12 protein-coding genes are annotated in these 17,129 nt (G+C 37.8%); 7 read left to right on the top strand and 5 right to left on the bottom strand.

Features of this window, described 5'->3' with window-relative positions; genetic code table 11:
• Positions 1–252 precede the first annotated feature (252 nt).
• Entirely contained in the window at positions 253–1,314 is a 1,062-nt protein-coding gene (sohB, locus tag Q0V26_RS01385; protein WP_297475101.1) for a protease SohB, read from the top strand.
• A gap of 65 nt (positions 1,315–1,379) precedes the next feature.
• On the opposite strand, the gene Q0V26_RS01380 is transcribed toward sohB, so the two are convergent.
• Complete coding sequence (locus Q0V26_RS01380) at positions 1,380–1,637, bottom strand: YciN family protein (RefSeq protein ID WP_297475099.1); 258 nt, start codon at positions 1,635–1,637, stop codon at positions 1,380–1,382.
• Between the two features lie 617 nt (positions 1,638–2,254).
• Between Q0V26_RS01380 and topA the strand changes: the two genes are divergently transcribed.
• Positions 2,255–4,906, top strand: a complete 2,652-nt coding sequence (topA, locus tag Q0V26_RS01375; RefSeq protein WP_297475097.1) for a type I DNA topoisomerase — start codon at positions 2,255–2,257, stop codon at positions 4,904–4,906.
• 75 nt (positions 4,907–4,981) lie between these two features.
• Here topA and Q0V26_RS01370 read toward each other — a convergent pair whose 3' ends face one another.
• Together Q0V26_RS01370 and Q0V26_RS01365 are read right to left on the bottom strand one after the other, a co-directional pair.
• Positions 4,982–5,785: a tRNA isopentenyl-2-thiomethyl-A-37 hydroxylase MiaE gene (locus Q0V26_RS01370; RefSeq protein WP_297475095.1), complete on the bottom strand. Its 804-nt coding sequence runs from the start codon at positions 5,783–5,785 to the stop codon at positions 4,982–4,984.
• Between the two features lie 93 nt (positions 5,786–5,878).
• On the bottom strand, positions 5,879–6,640 hold the full coding sequence (locus Q0V26_RS01365; protein WP_297475093.1) for a DNA repair protein: 762 nt from the start codon (positions 6,638–6,640) through the stop codon (positions 5,879–5,881).
• Positions 6,641–7,066: 426 nt separating this feature from the next.
• On the opposite strand from Q0V26_RS01365, the gene cysB reads away from it, so the two are divergent.
• On the top strand, positions 7,067–8,041 hold the full coding sequence (gene cysB / locus Q0V26_RS01360) for an HTH-type transcriptional regulator CysB (protein WP_297475091.1): 975 nt from the start codon (positions 7,067–7,069) through the stop codon (positions 8,039–8,041).
• Positions 8,042–8,164: 123 nt separating this feature from the next.
• Entirely contained in the window at positions 8,165–9,364 is a 1,200-nt protein-coding gene (locus tag Q0V26_RS01355) for a methyltransferase (RefSeq protein ID WP_297475089.1), read from the top strand.
• A 50-nt stretch (positions 9,365–9,414) separates the two neighbouring features.
• Here the strand turns inward: Q0V26_RS01355 and Q0V26_RS01350 are convergent, their stop codons facing one another.
• A complete protein-coding gene (locus tag Q0V26_RS01350; protein ID WP_297475087.1) occupies positions 9,415–11,379 on the bottom strand; it encodes a bifunctional diguanylate cyclase/phosphodiesterase in 1,965 nt (654 codons plus the stop codon).
• Positions 11,380–11,565: 186 nt separating this feature from the next.
• Positions 11,566–12,780, bottom strand: coding sequence for a tyrosine transporter TyrP (gene tyrP, locus Q0V26_RS01345; protein ID WP_297475085.1), 1,215 nt, complete (start codon positions 12,778–12,780; stop codon positions 11,566–11,568).
• Between the two features lie 425 nt (positions 12,781–13,205).
• Between tyrP and Q0V26_RS01340 the strand changes: the two genes are divergently transcribed.
• The 3 genes from Q0V26_RS01340 (at position 13,206) to potE (ending at position 17,098) form a co-directional block, all read left to right on the top strand.
• Positions 13,206–14,423: a CinA family nicotinamide mononucleotide deamidase-related protein gene (locus Q0V26_RS01340; RefSeq protein WP_297475083.1), complete on the top strand. Its 1,218-nt coding sequence runs from the start codon at positions 13,206–13,208 to the stop codon at positions 14,421–14,423.
• A gap of 209 nt (positions 14,424–14,632) precedes the next feature.
• On the top strand, positions 14,633–15,475 hold the full coding sequence (locus Q0V26_RS01335) for an META domain-containing protein (protein WP_297475081.1): 843 nt from the start codon (positions 14,633–14,635) through the stop codon (positions 15,473–15,475).
• Positions 15,476–15,775: 300 nt separating this feature from the next.
• Positions 15,776–17,098: a putrescine-ornithine antiporter gene (gene potE / locus Q0V26_RS01330; RefSeq protein WP_297475079.1), complete on the top strand. Its 1,323-nt coding sequence runs from the start codon at positions 15,776–15,778 to the stop codon at positions 17,096–17,098.
• Positions 17,099–17,129: the final 31 nt, after the last annotated feature.

Raw genomic sequence — 17,129 nt, 5'->3', positions numbered from 1 at the left:
CCTTTTAAATAGTGTTTTTTGTCGTTATTTGAGCGTTTTTTCATCTAAGAACGCATCAAGTCTTGAGCTTGACTGTAATATCGATTACTACTAAAACATATCAGAATTTATATTCTGAGAGAATGTCGTTTTATGTGAATATCGTGTCGATGATATTGATTTATTCTAACGATAAATCAAACTAAGTGTGGCGATAGTTATTACATTTTTATAATAAATTATGGCGATTTTTGCCTAATAGAGGATTGAATCTTGGAATTTTTGTTTGAATATGGTTTGTTTTTCGCCAAAATAGCGACAGTTGTTATTGCGATTGTGGGTGTGTTGGTATTAACAAAAGCGTTAAATGGTCGTCATGGTTCTCAAAAAGGTGAACTAGAAGTAACCGACTTGACTGAACAATATAAAGAGACCGTTGAGCAGTTAGAATTACATTTATTTGATAAAGCGTTATTAAAAGCACGCGATAAAGCGGATAAAAAGTCAGATAAAGAACAAGATAAAGCGCGCCAAAATGAAGTAAAACAAGCGGTAAAAAATGGTAATTTAACCACAACTCGTGATCCTCGTTTATTTGTTATTGATTTTCACGGCAGTATCGATGCACGTGAAGTATCGTCATTACGCCAAGAAATTAGTGCTATTTTAGCCATTGCAATTGAAGGTGATGAAGTATTGCTACGTTTAGAAACGGGTGGCGGCATGGTACATGCTTATGGTTTAGCATCATCACAACTTGACCGTTTAAAAGCCGCGGGTATTACGTTAACGATAGCCGTTGATAAAGTCGCGGCAAGTGGTGGCTATATGATGGCGTGTGTTGCGGATAAAATTGTCTCAGCACCATTTGCTATTGTGGGCTCTATTGGCGTTATTGCACAGCTACCTAACTTTAGTAAAGTATTGAAGAAAAACGATATTGAGTTTGAACAAATCACAGCTGGTGAGTTCAAGCGTACATTAACTATGTTTGGTGAAAACTCAGATAAAGCGCGTGAAAAATTCAAAGAAGAGATTGAAGAAACACACGGTTTATTTAAACAATTTATTGCTGTTCACCGTCCTGAACTTGATCTTAATAAAGTGGCAACAGGTGAGCATTGGTTTGGTCAACAAGCCCTTGAATTAGGCTTAGTGGATCAGATTAGCACCAGTGATGATTTGATCACCGAAGCTTGTAAAGCACGTGAAGTATTACAAGTGAAATATGTACGTCGTAAGAAGTTAATTGAGAAGCTATCTGGTGCGTCAAGTGAAGCTGCTGATACATTACTCATGAAGTGGGTTGCGCGTGGTCAGCGTCCATTTATGTAATAATGATTAACGTGGCTAGATGAGAAAAACCGCAGTTATTGCGGTTTTTTTTATTTAAATTTTGCTTAAACAAGTAACGTATTTAGGGTGAATTCGGGTGATAATTTATGAGCTAAGAATTTAAACATATTAAATACAGCCGTTGTTTTTGCGGTTGGTAAGCCATCATTATCAAGGAAGTATTCGCCTTTGAAGATTAGTACACCATCTTTTTCTGTTACTGATGTTGCACGCATACCCTCAACGTAATCTTTGTGATCTTGAATGATTTGATTCGCGATCATTAATAACTCATTGATAGAAATTTCAGCTTTATTAGCCATGCTTAGTACTCATTGATAGTGGAATAAATACAGTCTAAGTAAGTTGCTATGAGAAAACAAATAATAGGGTTGTCAATTGGTTAATATTTACTCAGATATGAGCACAAATTATATTAAAAAGAACAAATACTGTGATTAAATGCAAAAAAAATTAGTAAAGCTGATTAAATAATTCTATATCAATGATAATGATGTTTCGGTTTTATGGTGTTACAAATACTATAAATCATCAAAGTGGTTGTCCTATAAGGTAAAATTCAAATTTATCGCTTTGATTATCAGTCTGTTGTAAGGGTTATAAATGTCGCCTTTTCAATATTTACAAGCTAATAACAAGTGCGGAAGGTACAACCAAATAGACGAAATTAATTAAAAAGCAGTTGACCTTCTTGTTTTCTAGCCCAATATGTAAAGAGTATTTTACGTAAATAAAGTGCAATAATTAATTGCAAATATGTATCATTCTCAAATTGTAACTCATCATATTAATTCACTGCTCTTATAATTTTTCGATTAGTGACTTAATGAGATTGGTCGAATGTTGTGGCGCTAATGATTAGCTAAGCAGTTATTTATATTTTTAAAATTAGCGAGCACGAGGACGTAATAGGGTCATTATGGGTAAATCTCTCGTTATTGTGGAGTCCCCAGCCAAGGCGAAAACAATCAATAAGTACTTGGGTAAGGATTTCATTGTAAAATCAAGCGTTGGTCACGTACGTGATTTGCCAACGGGCGCCCGCAGTGGCGGTAAAAAAGCTGTGGCAACATCGACTAAAGGGTTGAGTGTTGAAGAGAAAGCAGCGATTAAACAGAAGAAAGATCGTAAAGCGTTAATCAGCAAAATGGGTGTTGATCCCTATGATGATTGGAATGCGCATTATGAAATACTTCCTGGTAAAGAAAAAGTTGTCAATGAGCTTCAAAAATTAGCTGAAGATGCTGATTGTATCTATCTCGCAACGGATTTAGACCGCGAAGGAGAAGCCATTGCGTGGCACCTTCGTGAGATCATCGGTGGCGATGAATCACGCTATAAACGAGTTGTATTTAACGAAATCACTAAAAATGCCATTCAACAAGCATTTGAACAACCAGGTGAATTGAATATTGATGGTGTAAATGCGCAACAAGCACGTCGATTCCTCGATCGTGTTGTTGGCTTTATGGTATCACCATTATTATGGAAAAAGGTTGCCCGTGGTCTATCTGCTGGTCGTGTACAGTCTGTTGCGGTAAAACTGATTGTTGAACGCGAACATGAAATCAACGCGTTTGATCCAGAAGAGTTCTGGGATATTCATGCAGATACACTAACCGTAGGCAAAGACGCTTTACGGTTAATGGTTGCACAACAGGCGGGTAAAGCATTCCGTCCTGAAAATAAAATCGATACGATGGCGGCACATGCGCTACTTGAAAAAGCAGCGTATGAAGTGATTGAGCGTGAAGATCGCCCAACCAGCAGCAAGCCTTCTGCGCCTTATATTACCTCGACACTTCAGCAGGCGGCAAGTACACGTCTAGGTTATGGTGTTAAGCGCACCATGGGCCTTGCACAGCGCCTATATGAAGCGGGTTATATTACTTACATGCGTACTGACTCGACCAACCTTTCAAAAGAGGCGGTTGAAGCAGCACGTGAACTGATTGGTAATGAGTATGGTAATGAGTATTTACCTGAAAATGCCAATGTTTATGGCAGCAAGAAAAATGCGCAAGAAGCGCACGAAGCAATTCGTCCTTCAAACGTAGAAGTGAAAGCTGAAAATTTAGAAGGCATGGATCAAGATGCCGTTAAGTTGTATGACTTAATTTGGCGTCAATTTGTGTCTTGTCAGATGATGCCAGCAAAATATGATTCAAGTACGATCAACGTTAAAGCAGGTGATTTCTTGCTGAAAGCGAAAGGCCGTACTTTGCGTTTTGCTGGTTGGACATTAGTACAGCGCCCATCAGGTAAAAATGAAGATACAACATTACCTGAAGTTAACGTAGGCGATGTACTGAAATTAGAGCAACTTGAGCCTAAGCAACACTTTACTAAGCCGCCAGCACGCTTTACAGAAGCAGCATTGGTTAAAGAACTTGAAAAGCGTGGCATTGGTCGCCCATCAACGTATGCGTCGATCATTTCAACCATTCAAGATCGTGGTTATGTACGTGTTGAACAACGTCGTTTCTATGCTGAAAAGATGGGCGAGATTGTTTCTGACCGTTTAGACAATAGTTTTCCTGATTTGATGGATTTTGATTTTACTGCCCGTATGGAAGGTAATCTCGATAAAATCGCAGAAGGTGAGAAAAACTGGAAGAAAGTACTGGATGAGTTCTTCTCTGATTTCACGGCCGAGCTTCAAAAAGCAGAGTTAGATGAAGCAGAAGGTGGTATGCAGCCTAATAATATCGTGCTAACGGATATTCAATGTCCGACATGTTCACGACCTATGGGTATTCGTACGGCATCAACGGGTGTTTTCCTTGGTTGTTCTGGCTACGCATTGCCACCTAAAGAGCGTTGTAAAACAACGATCAATTTAGGCAGTGAAGAAGGCATTGTTAATGTTCTAGAGGAAGACGTTGAAACAGCTGCATTACGTGCTAAAAAACGTTGTCCTATTTGTAACACAGCAATGGATGCTTACCTTATTGATCAAGATCGTAAACTGCACGTTTGTGGTAATAACCCAAGCTGTGATGGTTACATTGTTGAAAAAGGTGAGTTCAAGCTTAAAGGCTATGAAGGCCCGCTGATTGAATGCGACAAGTGTGGTTCTGATATGGAACTGAAGAACGGTCGCTTTGGTAAGTACATGGGGTGTACTAACGAAGAATGTAAGAATACCCGTAAGATTCTCAAGAATGGCGAAGTTGCGCCACCAAAAGAAGATCCTGTACATTTACCAGAAATTCCATGTACACAAGACACTAATGCGTACTTTGTATTACGTGATGGTGCGTCTGGTTTATTCATGGCAGCGAGTACTTTCCCTAAATCACGTGAAACACGTGCACCGTTAGTGGAAGAGCTAGTACGCTTTAAAGAACGTTTATCACCTAAGTTCTTATACTTAACTGATGCGCCTGTGGCTGACCCTGATGGTCTACCAACAGTGATTCGCTTCTCACGTAAAACCAAAGAGAATTACGTGCGCTCAGAAGTAGATGGTAAGCCAACAGGCTGGACGGGTCTATTTGTGGATGGTAAGTGGGAAATTACCGATAAGCGTAAAAAGCCTAAAAAAGAAAAATCAGCAGAAGAAGAGTAATTCGTTATTCTGTGATTAAAAAAAACCGCCAAATTTGGCGGTTTTTTTGTAGGTGTTAGTTCGTGATCTTATGATTTAAACACAAGCAATAGTGGTGATAGGAACACCGCTGTGGAACCGAAATGTATCGTCAGGGGTGGTAATTAATTCCGCTTCTTTGCTACCAATTGCGCGAATACGATCGGCAATATTTGCTCCCGCAATTTTTTCAGCCAATGTCAGGTAATCTTGATAATGGCGCGCTTCTGAACGTAATAATGAAATATAGAATTTCTTTAGTTCAGAATCTAAATAGGGTGCAAGTTTAGCAAATCGCTCACACGAACGAGCTTCGATGTAGGCACCCACAATTAACTTATCGATCAAAGTTGCAGGTTCATGAGTACGGACGGCTTTCATTAGTCCTTTAGCATAACGTCCAGCATGAAGGTTGCTATAAGGAATACCACGCTTATCCATGATCTCTAACACTTGCTCAAAGTGATGGAATTCTTCTTTAATTAATCGCACCATTTTGTCGATCAATTCTTGGCCATGAGAAAAATCACTGCGCGGCGTTAGTGGAGCGAGTAGGCCATTTTTCTTACTGTGAAACTGAGCGGTTGAGCGGTTATTGCCACCGTAAACAAAATCTTCATAAGGTTTTGACCATGCCATTAGTGCTTCACCACTCTGTTTGTCTACAGCGTATTTACGCACCATAAACATGGCCGTCTGACTTGCTTTTAATTCACAATTACAGTGATCGACTAATAATGGGATCAAATTCTCAGGTTTAATGGCTTCATTGATCCAGCTATCTGGCGTTTCACATTGAAGAAATTGGTTAATAGGCTTGAGTAATTCCTTGACCATTTGTTGAGTGTTGTCGTTATCCATAAGGCATGTCTTTATTTATTATTATCGAAGGCGTAAAAAAGGCCGCGATGGCGACCTTTATCGTTGAGCTAGTGTAAGACAAAGAGAATTAAATCACCATTTCCGTTTTGGCTGAAATAACACATCTAATTCATCATTATCTTTGTCGAGTAATTGTTGTCGTTCTTGTTCACTACTGACACTCATATTATTATTAATTTCACTCAGCATGTATTGAAGTTTCTGCTGAGCTTTTGTTGCATACTCATCATTACGAGAAGATAGAACATCAATCCCTTTCTTCAGTAATTGTTTGGCTGTACCAAATTGACGTTTTAAGCGAGCATCATTAGCGCGCTTAACGACGTTTTCAATATTAATTCTTAATTGCATGTTTTCTAAGCGTGTATTTTCAAGCACATAGGCTTGAGTGGCAATACGACCTTTACCATGCTCTCCTTTAATTACACTCTTTAAACGCTTTACGAGCTGTAACATACCGATAGCTTGACGATCTGAATTAGGTACTTGGAAAGGGACAACATTGGTTTGATCAAAGTGTGTTTCTAAATGTGATATTTGTTCGCTTACATGATGGATGCGTTGTTTCAATGAACGATCTTTAGTGTCAACTTCAGCAATAGTTTCAAGAGCGTAAAGAATGCGTTTATTGAGACAAACTAAGAGTTCTTTGCTATAAGGTAAGTGACTGGCATTACTAATGAGCTCTTCTGTGGCATCAATGATTGCGACTTGTTTTGCTAATTCTTGCTGTTTAGCACTTTCTAGCCGCTGCCGGTATTGAATGATAATGCTGTAACCAATAACTAAAACTAGCAGAAGACTGATTAAGCCAATAACGAGAGGGATACTCATAAAGTGTGTCTATCTTCCATGGTTGATGTATTACTAAGAAAGATACACTATCTCGTTGTTTAGTGGTAGTTTGTTAGTAAAAAATGCTAACTAAATAATGCGCTAGAGAAAGATATGGCTTTTTAAATTAAATGTTTTGTTTTTATGCTGAAATTACTTCAACATGCAGCACTACAACGTAATAATGAGTGCTATTTTCCAGCAATAAAAAAGACTTGAAATATAGAATTTTAACAGCGCTTCATACTTATTTGGTGATGAAATAGTATTTTTATGATTAAAAGTAAATAAAGACTATGAAACAACGTTAATTCAATATATAAAATATTTATTACATGGTTGCAGGATCATGCTTTGAGATGAAAATCAGTTGAAGATTTTAAGACTAAGTATGTAAAGGTAACGGATTATTGATTGGGCGAGACCATGAAATTACAACAATTACGTTATATTGTTGAGGTCGTAAATCATAACCTCAATGTTTCATCTACCGCTGAGAGTTTATATACGTCTCAACCGGGTATTAGTAAGCAAGTACGTTTATTGGAAGATGAATTAGGTATTCAGATCTTTGAACGTAGTGGTAAACATTTAACGAAAGTGACATCAGCTGGTGAAGATATTGTACGTATTTCACGTGATATTTTATCTCGTGTTGAAAGTATTAAAGCGGTTGCGAGTGAGCATACTCACCCTGAAATGGGGACGTTAAATATTGCTACTACACACACTCAAGCGCGCTATGCGTTGCCTGATGTGATTCAAGGGTTTACAACGAGATTTCCTAAAGTTTCATTACACATGCATCAAGGAACGCCAAGCCAAATTGCAGATGCTGTGGGTAAAGGTAATTCTGATTTCGCTATAGCAACAGAAGCGTTACATTTATATCAAGATATGATTATGCTGCCTTGTTATTATTGGAATCGCTCAATTGTGGTACGTAAAGATCATCCACTTGTGACTAAACCTACCATTACTATTCACGATTTAGCTGCTTATTCACTAGTTACTTATGTGTTTGGCTTTACTGGCCGTTCTGAGCTTGATAGTGCATTTAACCGTTCAGGTCTAACACCAAGAATTGTATTTACGGCAACAGATGCCGATGTGATTAAAACCTATGTTCGTTTAGGCCTAGGTGTCGGTGTGATTGCAAGTATGGCAATGGATCCTAATGCTGATGATGATTTAGTTGCTCTGGATGCGAGTCATATTTTTGATTCAAGTACGACGATGATAGGCTTCAAAAAAGGGACATTCTTACGTACTTATATGTATGATTTTATGGAGCGTTTTGCACCTCATCTTACTCGTAATGTTGTTGATCAGGCTATCGCATTAAAAAATGTTGCAGAAATAAATGATATGTTTGCTTCAATGGAATTACCGATTAGATAACGTCTGAGTTGTTATTAACATAATTGAAACCGCTAGTGATAGCGGTTTTTTTATTTGGTTAATGTGTCAAACGTAAGCTTGATATACACTAACCCCCAATTTTAGGTCGATTAATGGTTGTTTATGTCTAACTACGTTGAGCTTTTTCGTCGTCTCGATGCTTTATTGGTAAAAAACAGGCAATTTTGGCAGTTTATGCCTTTTGTTGAACGTGGCTTTGTCTGGCATCAAAATTTGCCATTTTGCCAATGGTTAACGGCTTTAGATGACAATCAGTTACAGTTGTTTGGTGATGATATCCATGCATTAACGGCAGCATTGACGCCATGGATTGAAGACGCTGAGGCGCTAACTCAACTTGTAACTGAAATACAACCATTAGCGCGCACTAAAACATCCATACCTCAAGGATTTGAAAGTGGGATCCCTGGACGAAAATGGCAGCAAATTATCGCATTTAATGAAGTGTTACCGCCATTAGGATTGCCATGGCTAGAGTGGTGTGCGGGTAAGGGGTATCTAGGACGTATCTTGGCAGCCTCACACCAACAGCCAGTAACAAGCCTTGAATGGCAATCGCAATTATGTATTGAGGGTGAACAAGCAGCTAAACAATTAGGGTTAGCTATTAACTTTATTCATGCCGATGCATTTTGTGCTGATAGTGATAGTGCGATCACTACTCACCAACATGCTGTCGCATTACATGCCTGCGGTGATTTACACGTATCATTATTGCAACGGGTCGCAGCGAAAAAAGCGGCGGCAGTAAGTATTTCACCTTGCTGTTATCACCTCATTCGCCAATCACACTATCAACCAATGTCTACAATTGTGAAAAAAAGCACGTTAGTGTTATCTAAGCATGATTTACGCCTCCCTTTGCAAGAAACTGTTACTGCGGGCAATCGAGTTAAGCAGCTACGATTTGTAGAAGTCAGCTTTCGATTAGGATTTGATTTATTACAACGAGAAGTTAGTCAAACTGAAACATATCTTTCTGTACCAAATGTACAAAAAGCATTGCTTAACCAAGGGTTTGAAGCCTTTTGTGCGTGGGCTGCCGCAAGAAGAAGTTTGCAGTTACCTGAGAATATTGATTTTGATAAGTGGCAGCGCCAAGGTGAAAAACGATTTGCTATTATTGAACGAATGGAATTAGTTCGACAATTATTTCGACGACCGCTTGAAATTTGGTTAGCACTAGATCGTGTTTGTTTTCTTGAAGAACAAGGATATGAGGTTGTGTTAGGTACTTTTTGTGATAAACCAATAACACCGCGTAATTTATTGATTCATGCTGAGCGACGGGATATCGTCTAAAAGACTAAGTAAGTTCCCTATCAAATTAATGATAGGGGAATAGCATATTATTATAATTGTGCAGCCATACTCATTACAGGGGCATGAAAATACGTTTCTTCAAGCTCATAAACTGGTAGCGGTCTGCTAAAGAAATAGCCCTGACAATAATCAAAACCACATTGGTTGATATAATTAAGTTGTGCTTGCGTTTCTACCCCCTCGGCCACTATTTTTAAATTGAGTTTGTCACAAATAGCTTTAGTTGCTTCAATGATCACTTTATTGCTGGAGTGTTCACCTTGAACAAAACTTTGATCAAGCTTCACCGTACTAATTGGTAACTCATGCAATTGTGATAAAGAAGAATAGCCGGTACCAAAATCATCTAAATAGAGTTCAATTCCCATTGCAGCTAATGCATCTAAGCAGGGCTTGGTTTCACAATAATCTTGTAGCATGGTAGATTCAGTAATCTCTAAGGCAAGCTGAGACGGATTGACATTATATTGGCGAATGATCTGTTCAATTGTCTGGGCAATATTTGGCTGTAATTGTGCTCGTGAGAGGTTAATACTAATAATAAATTGTTGTGCGTAATGTTGGTTCCAGTGGGCTAGCTGTTGACAGGCACTATGCAAAATCCAGAGTCCCAACGGTACTATTTGGCCAGTTTCTTCTGCTAATGGAATAAATTCAGCAGGTGAAACTTGACCGAGTAATTCATCATGCCATCGGATTAATGCTTCAAAGCCTTTTAATCGCTGACTCTTTAAATCGATAATAGGTTGATAATACAGTTCAAAATCATGGTTTTCGAGAGCTTGGGATAAATGATGACGCAAGGTCATTTTACGATATAGTGCATCGGCCATTTCTTGTAAAAAAGGATAAGAGCAATTACGACCTCGTTGCTTAGCGCGATGCATTGCCATATCCGCTTGAGTAACAAGCGTGTCAAAATTATTAGCGTCATCAGGGTAATTTGCAGTACCAATACTACAGCTAATAGATAGTTCACCAATATCTTTAATATGGAAAGGGCGACTTAATGTTTTTATTATTTGGTCGGTAAAGTTTGCAATGGTGGTATAATTACGCTTCTCTATTTGAACAATAAATTCATCGCCTCCAAAACGAGCGACAAGACCTTTATCTTTAACGACGTTTAATAAGCGAATGGCGACAGCTCGAAGTAATTTATCGCCAGCTGCATGGCCATAAGAATCATTAACAAGTTTGAAACCATCAAGATCAAGAAATAATAAATTATAATGGGAACGATGGTGATGACTTGCTTTTAATGCAGCAGAAACGCCACGGCGGTTCATTAACCCTGTTAGAAAGTCATGTTCAGCATTATATTTTTCTTTATTCAGTTTTTCTTTATCTTTGGTGACATTCACGAGTTGTAATAATAATTGTGAATTATCATTTAACCATTTAGCTTCAATATCAAACCAATTGTGGCGTTGGCCTGTCCAACATAAGCGATTGCATTTAAAGTTGTTATTTATTTTAGCATTTTCTAGCCATTGTTGTGCGACGGTAGTATCACCAATGAACTCTGAAAGATCAATTAAACTTTCTCCATAATCACTTGAAAATGCAGCGTTTGCACTAATGAACTTACCATCACCGTTAAATAGGAGTGCTAAGTTTGAACAATCAGAAAAGGCCAAATCTCGACGTAAAGAGGATTCATCAGCAATGACCTCTACAAGCATAGCCATGCGGCCATCAATCAGCGGAATACCTGAAAATAAGCACAGCATATTTTTAGTTATTTGTTTAGGACTGAAGCGCCACCATGTTTTAATTGTTTTATTTAATTTAAATGTTTGTTGGTATTCTAATAATGTTGCAGCAGCTGCAGCAGACATATCTTGATCAAAATCATGATTTAAAAGTTCTTTAATAGATGTCGCTTTCCATAAACGTAATGATTTATCATTTGCCCATAGGATTTTTTTATTATCAACATCAAATACCCATATTGGATTTTGGAGATAATAGAGAGGTGAGAATGGATCCATCTCCAACTTCTTTCTTTTTACGTGTTAATTTTAAAATAATAACGGAAATAGAAGAGTTAAGCATTATAATATTATAACTACGTGATATTAGTCCACGATTCTATATATGAATTATATGTTTTTAAACCAATTTGATTAAAAAATGAGGTTGTTAATAACCTCATTTATTTATACGTGTCACTATAATTAACCAACAGTGGGTATTATTCCAACCATTTGTAATAACTGAGCGGTGATGATAATAATACCGACGATAGTTATAATAGCTAAAGAAAATGAGCCACCTTTAACAATATAGCCAGATGAGGTGTTTGTCGTATATTGCGCTTTTCGTTGTGCTCGAACCATTGCTACAGGTAAGAATATGGCTAAAATCACTAAAGAGATAGCAGCATACCCTAATGCCATAATAAACCCTTGTGGGTAGAACACAGCAAATGCGAGTGGTGGTAAAAATGTAATTAACGCCGTTTGTCCGCGACCTGACAGGTGATTACCGCGATTTAGCGTATCTGCTAGAAAATCAAATAACCCTAAGCTCACACCTAGGAAGGATGTTGCCAAGGCAAGATCGGCAAAGATAGAAACGGATTGACCGACGATTGGATTATGAAGTAATTCACTTAAGCTACCAATAAATGCACCAAGCGTACTGTTAGTCATTAATTGTGGTTGCCCCATAATACCTTGGCTCGCTAATTGCCATAAAATATATACGGTTAGCGGTAATGCCGATCCGACGATCATGATTTTCTTTAAGGCTTTGATATCAATTCCAATGTAACGGACAATGGAAGGAATACTGCCATGAAAACCAAAAGAGGTAAAAATAACAGGCAAGGCAGATAGAATTAATCCTTTTTCTACTGGCATCTCAACCAGATGTTGCCCTTGAACATACGGTAGTAATAAGCTCAACATGACTACAAGGGCAATGACTTTTGCTGTGAATAGAACACGGTTAACCATATCAACACTGTGTGTGCCGATTGATACCACACTTGCAATCACAATTGTAAAAATAACAGCGCCAATTTGAGGTGCGATGGTTGTGCCTGTCCAAGTCGATATTTTTTCACTTAATTGGCTACCACCGCCAGCAATGTAAGCGGCACATAATGCGTAGAATAAGAAGAACATTGCTAATGTTGCGATGGTTTGCCCTTTACGGCCTAATAATTCGTAGGCTAACGTGTTTAATGTTGCCGAGGGATCGGCGTGTTGATGGACTTCCAGCATTAATAATGCGGTGTAAGTCATTAATGCCCAAATACCAATCATAATAATGGTTGCAGTGGTAAAACCTAACCCTGCTGATGCAAGGGGAAGGGCTAACATACCTGCACCTATTGTGGTGCCAGCAATAATCAGCATACTGCCGAATGTTTTATTTAAAGACATGATTATGTCGCTCCCTGAAAGATGAAAATTTAACTTGGGAGGGGGTATAAATACACCTGTGGTCGCTCCCTATTATGTAAAGCAGGCCACAATGGCATAATCAAGATGAAGTGTTTTAAAATGTTTACACCTGGATTTAGCCACTGTGGCTATCGATAGGCTGTGTTAGGACGGATTATTCGCACGTTTGCTCTCTCAAAGCTGAATATAATAACAAATTAATGATAATTTGCTGCTAAGTGCTACCTTAACGATAGAGATTATGGCTGTCAACGTGTCTTTATTGTGTAAATTATTATTTACACTCAATCTGGCATAGTAAAAAAGAAATCAATAATAATGATGATGCATAATATTCTGTTCATGGCGTAAGGTTCGGCATAGACTGTTATTAATTAATAATCTTTATATAGGACATGATAGCCATGCTAAGTGTAGTGATGATAAGTACGGGTGAAGAAGTACTGTATGGCGATATTACCGATACTAATGCAGCATGGTTATCGGCACAGTTTTTTGAGCAAGGCTTTGCGATGACACGTCGAGTTACTGTGGGTGATAACTATGAAGCATTAGCCAAAGAAATAGAAATGTGCAGTTTAAGCGCTGATATTGTGATTGTGAATGGTGGTTTAGGACCAACATCAGATGATCTTACTGCAGCGTCTGCGGCAATGGCTGCTAATGTTGGTCTTGAGCAATCAGATGCTTGGGTCGATGAAATGACAGCTAAATATCAACAAGTGGGACGAGAGATGCCTGCGGCTAATCTTAAACAAGCGATGTTACCTGAAGGTGCTGAGCTAATTGATAATCCTGTTGGTACTGCATGTGGGTTTATGATGCAGTTAAATCGTGCATGGTTATTTTTCACTCCGGGTGTACCGAGTGAATTTAAGATTATGGTGAGTGAACAAATTCTGCCGCGTTTGAAAACTATGTTTAATGTCACGGATAATAAAGTCTGTCATCGTCTTTACACTTATGGGCTATCTGAATCGGGTATTAGTGATCTGTTTCAACCATTAACATTACCCAAAACATGCAGTTTAGGTTATCGCTCATCGCTGCCTTTTATTGAAATAAAGTTATTTGCACCACAAAACGATAATCAGGTATCGACATTATTGGCACAAATGGCTGAATTGCTTGGTGATAATATTGTCGGTGATGAGAGAGGTTTACTGAGTAGCATTGCTGACTTATTAGCTGATGATGCAACGCTAGCATTATCAGAACAAAGCTCTGGTGGGTTTGCAATTAATTGGCTTCAAGACGTGCCATCATTAAGTACTCGCTTAGCGGTGAGTGAGGTTATGACTGACAAGGTTGACGATAATGCTGGTGCTGCTGAATTATCAACATTAATTGCATTACGTGCCCAGCGATTACATTTGCATGCACCTGCGACTTATACATTAACAACAGGGCCATCATTAGTAGATGGTGGGTTTATGTTAGGCCTTACAACGCCAGATGGCTGTTGGTGTCAGCAGCTAATATTTAAGCGTCAATATAGTAATTATAATCGACGTTGGATTATCTCAACGGTTCTGTTTGATATGCTACGTCGTTATCTACAAGGTAAAGAAATATTTGGGTGTTATGAGTCATTAGAGCGCGTTATAAGTGAAAGCTTATAGTTCGTGATTTTATCATTGTTACGTTTATACTTATTCTCTATTGTCATTTTGAATGCTGTATTATTGGAAAAATAAATGATAACATTCAAATAACTTAGTAGCTAATCATTGCTTTTACTATTAAAAATAAGTTTATATTTATGATTAGTTACTTAAAAATAAGCAACGTAATTTCTTCAAATAAGCATATGTAAATTTAAGGAAAAATAATGGCTTTCAAACTAAAAAAAGTAGTATTAGCAACATCAGTTATATTATCAGCATTAATGCTACAGGCATGTAATGATAATGAAGCAACAGTAAAGGCACCTCAGCAACCAACAGCTGTTATTAAAGCAGAGAAAGCCGATATGAAGCCATTAGAAGTTAGTGTTATCTATTTAGATCGTCGTATGTTATCACCGGGTGCGGTGCTGAGCGTTGCTCTTGAAGATGTGTCTCTTGCAGATGCGCCATCGGTAACGTTGAGTACTGAATCAATGGATATTGCAGGTGCGCCACCTTATCCTGTTACGCTAAATTATGACGCAAATAAAATACAAGCGAATCACCGTTATAATGTACGCGCCACTGTAAAAGTTGATGGTAAATTAATCATGACTTCAACGTCGGCTATGGATCCGTTTGCGTCTGATGCAAAACAGCCATTAGAGGTTAAATTAGATCGTGTTGCGCCACCTCAAAATGCCACTCCGCAAGCGAGTCAACCAACACTTGCTGGCCCACAATGGCAATTAGTGACATTATCTGGTCAAACTGTACAGCCTGGTGCTGGTGGCAATAATGCCTTCATTCAATTTGATGCAACAACCAACAGCGTGAGTGGTTTCTCTGGCTGTAATAATTTCCATGGTGCATTAGAAGCACAAACGACAACAACGCTAACAGTAGGTCAAGCTGCGTCAACGCGTAAAATGTGTATGGAAGGGATGGAGCTAGAACAAGCATTTTTAGCGGCACTACCTGAATTTGCCACTTATAGTATTAATAATAATATATTAAGTATTAAAAATAAGAATACTGATATTATTGCAACATTTAAAATAAAATAGTGATTTAATTAATAATATATTATGGCGTATAAAAGGAAATTTCTTTTATACGCTTTTTTTTGTGGATATTAATTGTTGATTATTAAATAAATGACAAAGTAACTTAGTTCAAAGAAGTGAAATACGCAAAAAAAACTTATTTAATTATATATTAGTCAAAACATTAAAATATATCATCAACAAATAAACCTACCTTCATATTTTAAATTATACTTATTTCGATATAACACAGCGATGGGTAATTCCATATAAATAATAGTGTTTAAATGTAATTAAATAAGCTAGAAGGTAGTTCACGTTATGAGTTCAAATAATAACAAAATGGGACTTATGGGATTAACAACCATAGTGACCGTTAATATGATGGGATCGGGGATAATATTATTACCCTCAAGTTTAGCCGCTACGGGGGGAATAGCGTTACTTGCATGGGTTGTTACTGCCATTGGTGCATTGGCGATTGCTTATGCTTTTGCTAAATGTGGCATGTATTGCACCGATGATGGAGGGATGTCAGCTTATGCTGAAAAAGCACATGGTAAATCCAGTTTTTTTATTGCCTCTTATACTTACTATGTGTGTCTTGTTATTAGTGCTGTAGCCATCGCTGTGTCATGTGTTGGCTACTTGGAATATTTTATTCCGTGGTTAAAAGAAACCCCAATACATACTTTTGTTGGTGTTATTTCTATTTTAATTATTACCATGTTTGCTAATGTTAAGGGCGCTAAAATAACCGGACAAATATCCACAATAACGGTATGGGGTATTATTATTCCAGTGTTGGGCTTATCGATTATTGGCTGGTTTTGGTTTGATGCTCAAGTGTTTGAAGAAGCTTGGAATCCGCATGACATCTCGGTTGGTAGTGCGATTTATTCAGGTATGGCGCTAACATTGTGGGCTTTTTTAGGCATTGAATCTGCTGGTGCTAACTCCGGTACAGTTGAGAATCCAAAACGTAATGTACCATTAGCATGTATGCTGGCGACTGTATTTTCTGCGGCAACCTATATTGCTTCAACGACCGTTATTCAAGGTATTATTCCTAACGAGATTTTAGCAAAATCGGATTCACCTTTTGGTCTTGTTTTTGCGCAAATGTTTAGTCCATTAGTGGGTGAAATTATTACCGCAATGGCAATCATGGCTTGTTTAGGTTCATTGCTTGGGTGGCAATTTACTAATGCTCAGGTTTCTAAAGTGGCTGCGGATATGCGTTTATTTCCCAAAATTTTTGGCGATGTAAATAAATATGATGCACCATTTAAAGGCATGATGATTATGTTAGCCTTTGAGTTAATTCTTGCCGTCATGACTATCTCTCCAACCTTATTAAAACAATTCAATGTGTTAGTGAACTTAGCCGTATTTATAAATATGGTACCTTATGTATTAGCATTAACTGCACTCGGTATTATTATGAAGAATGCAGATGTTAATCAAAAAGAATATAAGAACAGTATTATTATTGGTTCTGTTGCCGTTCTATATAGTATATATGGTGCATATTCTACTGGTGAGGAAGCCGTATTCTATGGCGCTATCATTACATTACTTGGTTATTTCTTTTATGGGTTTATTGCTAGTCGTGAAGCGGTAAAGAATAAAGTGTCATCGTAGGTTTTATTGTATTAAACGAAATCTTAATTAT

This window comes from uncultured Photobacterium sp., from assembly GCF_947039875.1.
In the GTDB taxonomy this organism is placed as follows: Bacteria; Pseudomonadota; Gammaproteobacteria; order Enterobacterales; family Vibrionaceae; genus Photobacterium.
This window is presented reverse-complemented; position numbering and strand designations above follow the sequence as displayed.

Bases quoted from the DNA above. Each gene is read 5' to 3' on its own strand.
- Q0V26_RS01380 (WP_297475099.1), bottom strand. From the start codon at position 1,637: ATGGCTAATAAAGCTGAAATTTCTATCAATGAGTTATTAATGATCGCG.
- topA (WP_297475097.1), top strand. From the start codon at position 2,255: ATGGGTAAATCTCTCGTTATTGTGGAGTCCCCAGCCAAGGCGAAAACA.
- Q0V26_RS01370 (WP_297475095.1), bottom strand. From the start codon at position 5,785: ATGGATAACGACAACACTCAACAAATGGTCAAGGAATTACTCAAGCCT.
- Q0V26_RS01365 (WP_297475093.1), bottom strand. From the start codon at position 6,640: ATGAGTATCCCTCTCGTTATTGGCTTAATCAGTCTTCTGCTAGTTTTA.
- cysB (WP_297475091.1), top strand. From the start codon at position 7,067: ATGAAATTACAACAATTACGTTATATTGTTGAGGTCGTAAATCATAAC.
- Q0V26_RS01355 (WP_297475089.1), top strand. From the start codon at position 8,165: ATGTCTAACTACGTTGAGCTTTTTCGTCGTCTCGATGCTTTATTGGTA.
- Q0V26_RS01350 (WP_297475087.1), bottom strand. From the start codon at position 11,379: ATGGATCCATTCTCACCTCTCTATTATCTCCAAAATCCAATATGGGTA.
- tyrP (WP_297475085.1), bottom strand. From the start codon at position 12,780: ATGTCTTTAAATAAAACATTCGGCAGTATGCTGATTATTGCTGGCACC.
- Q0V26_RS01340 (WP_297475083.1), top strand. From the start codon at position 13,206: ATGCTAAGTGTAGTGATGATAAGTACGGGTGAAGAAGTACTGTATGGC.
- Q0V26_RS01335 (WP_297475081.1), top strand. From the start codon at position 14,633: ATGGCTTTCAAACTAAAAAAAGTAGTATTAGCAACATCAGTTATATTA.
- potE (WP_297475079.1), top strand. From the start codon at position 15,776: ATGAGTTCAAATAATAACAAAATGGGACTTATGGGATTAACAACCATA.